Genomic DNA, 3,794 nt, shown 5'->3' with positions numbered 1-3,794 from the left:
ATCGCGCCCGGCAGCCGGATGTTCGACCTCGAACTGGAAGTCGCCGCCGTCATCGGCCGCACCGGACACGACGTCCACCCCGCCGACGCCGACGCCTACATCGCCGGATACACCATCCTCATCGACTGGTCAGCCCGAGACCTGCAATTCGCCGAGATGCAGGTCCGGCTCGGCCCCACCAAGGGCAAAGATACCGCCACCACCCTCGGACCGGTCCTCGTCACCCCCGACGAACTACTGCCGTGGCACACCGACACCGGCTATGACCTCGCCATGACCGCGCGGATCAACGACGAGCAGATCGGCACGGACCGCTGGTCCTCGATGGCCTTCTCCTTCGCAGACATGATCGCCTACGCCTCCCGAGGCACCCAAATCCGGCCCGGCGACATCATCGGCTCCGGCACCTGCGGCGGCGGCTGCCTAGCCGAACTGTGGGGACGTCACGGCCTCGACGCCCACCCGCCCCTGCAACCCGGCGACCTAGTCACTGTCACCGTCGAACAACTCGGCACCCTCACCGTCCGCATCACCGAAGGCGTCGAACCCGTCCCCATCCCATCCGCTCGGTGCAGTAGGTAGGCAATACATCCTGCGTTTGTCAATACGCAGCCGTGCACGTTGATGGGCAGGTGAGGGAATCAAAGACTCGGTCTTCCGCAGGCCACTGGCAGAGGACAGGGGTAGCCCAGCTACCCCATGGAGAACACCGCCTCAACGCACAGTCGTCCACCAATCGCGCTGCGATTTTGCAGATCTATGATGTGCCCCCCGGCGGGCGAATTCGCCGATGGCATGGTCGAGGACCTGCCGGCGCCGCTCAGCGGACGGGGTGCGCGACCCGCCACGGGCGACGCCGTGGTGGCCGGTGGTGCGGGTCACGCCGTGGCGTTCAGCGCGGCGGCGGGTACGTCGGGCCGTTCCAGGGCGATGAAGTGGCCGGCGCCCTGGACCTGGGTGTAGTCGGCGTCGGACAGCAACTCGCGGTTGGCCTGCCGGTCCGAGGGCCGGGACCAGTCCTTCTCCCCGTAGATCAGGTGGATCGGCGCGGTGACCTCGCGGTAGCGGGAGCGGGCCGCGATGAGACTGGGCAGGTTGCCGTAGACGGCGCGGGCGACGGTGGGGTAGCCCGGGCGGCGTCCTACTTTGAGCAGTTCGTCTAGGTAGTCCTCGCGCAAGGCGCCGGGATCGCCGAGCCCGCCGCGCAGCACGGCGCGCATGACCCGTTTCGGCTCGACGGCGGCGATGTTCGGGCCGACGCCGGGTGCGAGGACACCGGTGATGATCAGGCGGGCCAGCAGGCTGGATCGGGCGATTCCGCCGGGATAGTCGTAGGCGTTGACGGCGACTACGCGCCGGACGCGGTCGGGCAGGTCGGCCGCGGTGGTCAAGGCGAGCACGGCGCCCATGGACTCGCCGAGCAGCGTGACGTCGTTCAGGTCGAGTTCGGTGAGCAGGCGCTTGACGGCGGCGCGCGTCGCGGGCTCCTGGTAGGAGGCTCCGGGCACGATTTGCGAGTAGCCCATGCCTGGCAGATCGAGCGCGTAGACCGTGTACTGCTGCTGGACGAGCGGGATCAGGTGGCGGAAGTGCTCGGCCTGGGTGCGCACGGTGTGCAGCAGGATCAGGGGTGCCCCCGTTCCGCCCGCGAGGTAGCGCAGCCGGCCCGCGCCCTCGGTGCCCGGACCGGAGGGCTCGAGGAAGTGTGCGCTGGTGCCGGGGATTCTGATCGCGGATTCGATGTCAGTGTCGATGTTCATGGGAGATTCCGCCTCCTTCGAGGGTGCTCGTGTGGTGTGCGAAGCTGCGCCGTCGGTGCCCGGGTCACTGCTAGGCACCCCAGGGAAACCGATCGGTTTCCCTCACTGTAAACCGATCGGTTTCCTTCTGCAAGCGCACCCCTTCCGGCTGCGCAAGGGGTCGTCCCCTCCGTGCGCGACGCTGCCCGATCGGGCCCTCTCGGCATCCCGTGCCGCATCCCGCGCGGCACTTGCGGCCCCGGGGCACCTTCGCGGGAACTGCGCACGAGCCCTGACGTGCCTGGGAAACAGATCGGTTTTCTTTCTGCTCGATTCGAGTTAACCTGGTGCTATGGCGATCGAAGTGAAGGCGAGTCCCCGGGAGCGGCTACTGGAGGCGGCGGCCTCGCTCACCTACCGAAGCGGCGTGGGAATCGGCATCGACGCGCTGTGCAAGGCGGCCGGAGTCTCCAAGCGCTCCATGTACCAACTGTTCGAAAGCAAGGACGAACTGCTGGCGGCGAGCCTGGAGCGGCGCGCGTCCGCCTATGTGGCGGAACTCCTGCCCCCGGCGGATGACGGCCGCACACCCCGGGAGAGGATCCTGTACATCTTCGAGCAGGTCGAAGCACAGGCGGGAACACCCGAGTTCAAGGGCTGCCAGTACCTGGCCGTGCAGATCGAACTCAAGGACCAGGGCCACCCCGCGAGCCAGGTGGCCCACCGGGTCAAGGAGAACCTGACGGGCTTCTTCCGGGCCGAGGCCGAAAGGGGCGGCGCGAGCGACCCCGACCTGCTGGCCCGTCAGCTCAGCCTGGTCTTCGACGGCGCCAGCGCCCGCGCCGGAATCCAGGCCGACAGCCTCACCGGACTCGTCCACCCCACGGTGACCACGCTGCTCGATACAGCGGGCGTGCGCTGACGGCCGCCGCCACCATTATCCCGGCGGTTTCGGCCGCTGCGCCCCTTTGATCGGGACCCTTCGCCGGTGGGCGGAGCAACCCGAACGGGCGTGCCATCGGGCCCCGTCCGTCCGACCGTAACTCTGATCATCGCCATCCGGCGCCCTCGCGGAGGTTCGCGGCGTCGAGTGCTGACTTCGATGCGCGCCGGAGGCGTGCCGGTCACCCCACCCGGATGCTTGCCAGTCGGAAACCGATCGGTATATGATGCCTAAAACAGATCGGTTTCCCTCGGCCTGTGGCGTCGATTCCGCGTCGGCGGGGTCGTTGATCGCCCATTGATTGATGTACGGAGCACCCGTGCCCGCCGAGTCTCGATCGGGTGCGCACTCAACCTCTGGAGTCGTAACCATGTCTTCTCATGCCACCTCCACCATCTTCGTCGTCGGCGGCACGGGGGCTCAGGGGATACCCGTTGTCCGCGCTCTTGTCGCGGACAAGAAGTATTCCGTCCGGGTCCTCACCCGGGATTCCGCATCCCCGCGTGCCCGGGCTCTCCTCGCGCTCGGCAACGTCTCCTTGCTCGAAGGGTCGTTCGCCGACGAGGAGGTGCTGCGTGAAGGATTTCGCGGCTGCGACGGCGCGTTCATCAACATCGACGGGTTCAACACCGGCGAGAAGACCGAGACCTACTGGGCCATCCGCAGCTACGAGATAGCGATCGAAGAAGGCATCAAGTTCTTCGTCTACGGAAACCTCGACTACGCGCTCAAAAAGTCGGGCTACGACTCCAGGTTCCGCACCGGCCACTATGATGGCAAGGGCCGCATGGCCGAATGGGCGCTGTTCCAGAACGAGAAGAACAGCGACAGGATGGGAGCCGCGGTCTTCACCTCCGGCCCCTACATCGAGATGGTGATCTCGGCGCTCACCCCCATGACGCCCACCATCGAGGACGGCATCGTTACGTGGCGGGTTCCCCTCGGCGAGGGAGCCGTCCCGCACGTGGCTCTCGATGATTGCGGATACTACGTCCGCTGGCTCTTCGACCACCCGGAGCGGGCCAACGGGATGGACCTCGAAGTCGCCATCGAACACATGGCGTACGCCGACATGGCCGCGGCATTCGAGAAGGTCACAGGGCATCCGGCCC

The 3,794-nt window shown here is 67.1% G+C and carries 4 protein-coding genes; 3 read left to right on the top strand and 1 reads right to left on the bottom strand.

Features of this window, described 5'->3' with window-relative positions; translation table 11 throughout:
- On the top strand, positions 1 to 582 hold a 582-nt coding region (locus tag U9980_RS15365), incomplete at its 5' end, for a fumarylacetoacetate hydrolase family protein (protein WP_322768537.1).
- A 296-nt stretch (positions 583 to 878) separates the two neighbouring features.
- Here U9980_RS15365 and U9980_RS15360 read toward each other — a convergent pair.
- Positions 879 to 1,760 (bottom strand): alpha/beta hydrolase, encoded by an 882-nt coding sequence (locus U9980_RS15360; protein ID WP_322768536.1) that lies wholly within the window; start codon positions 1,758 to 1,760, stop codon positions 879 to 881.
- 331 nt (positions 1,761 to 2,091) lie between these two features.
- Here U9980_RS15360 and U9980_RS15355 point away from each other — a divergent pair, with 331 nt between their 5' ends.
- Positions 2,092 to 2,661, top strand: a complete 570-nt coding sequence (locus U9980_RS15355; RefSeq protein WP_322768535.1) for a TetR/AcrR family transcriptional regulator — start codon at positions 2,092 to 2,094, stop codon at positions 2,659 to 2,661.
- Positions 2,662 to 3,052: 391 nt separating this feature from the next.
- A partial coding sequence (locus U9980_RS15350; protein ID WP_322768534.1) for an NmrA family NAD(P)-binding protein occupies positions 3,053 to 3,794 on the top strand: 742 nt, incomplete at its 3' end.

The organism is Protofrankia sp. Cr1 (assembly GCF_963555865.1).
In the GTDB taxonomy this organism is placed as follows: Bacteria; Actinomycetota; Actinomycetes; order Frankiales; family Frankiaceae; genus Protofrankia.
The sequence above is the reverse complement of the archived record's forward strand: the minus strand, read 5'-3'. Positions and strand labels throughout refer to the sequence as shown.

Coding starts and splice junctions, on each gene's coding strand:
- U9980_RS15360 (WP_322768536.1), bottom strand. CDS start 1,760: ATGAACATCGACACTGACATCGAATCCGCGATCAGAATCCCCGGCACC.
- U9980_RS15355 (WP_322768535.1), top strand. CDS start 2,092: ATGGCGATCGAAGTGAAGGCGAGTCCCCGGGAGCGGCTACTGGAGGCG.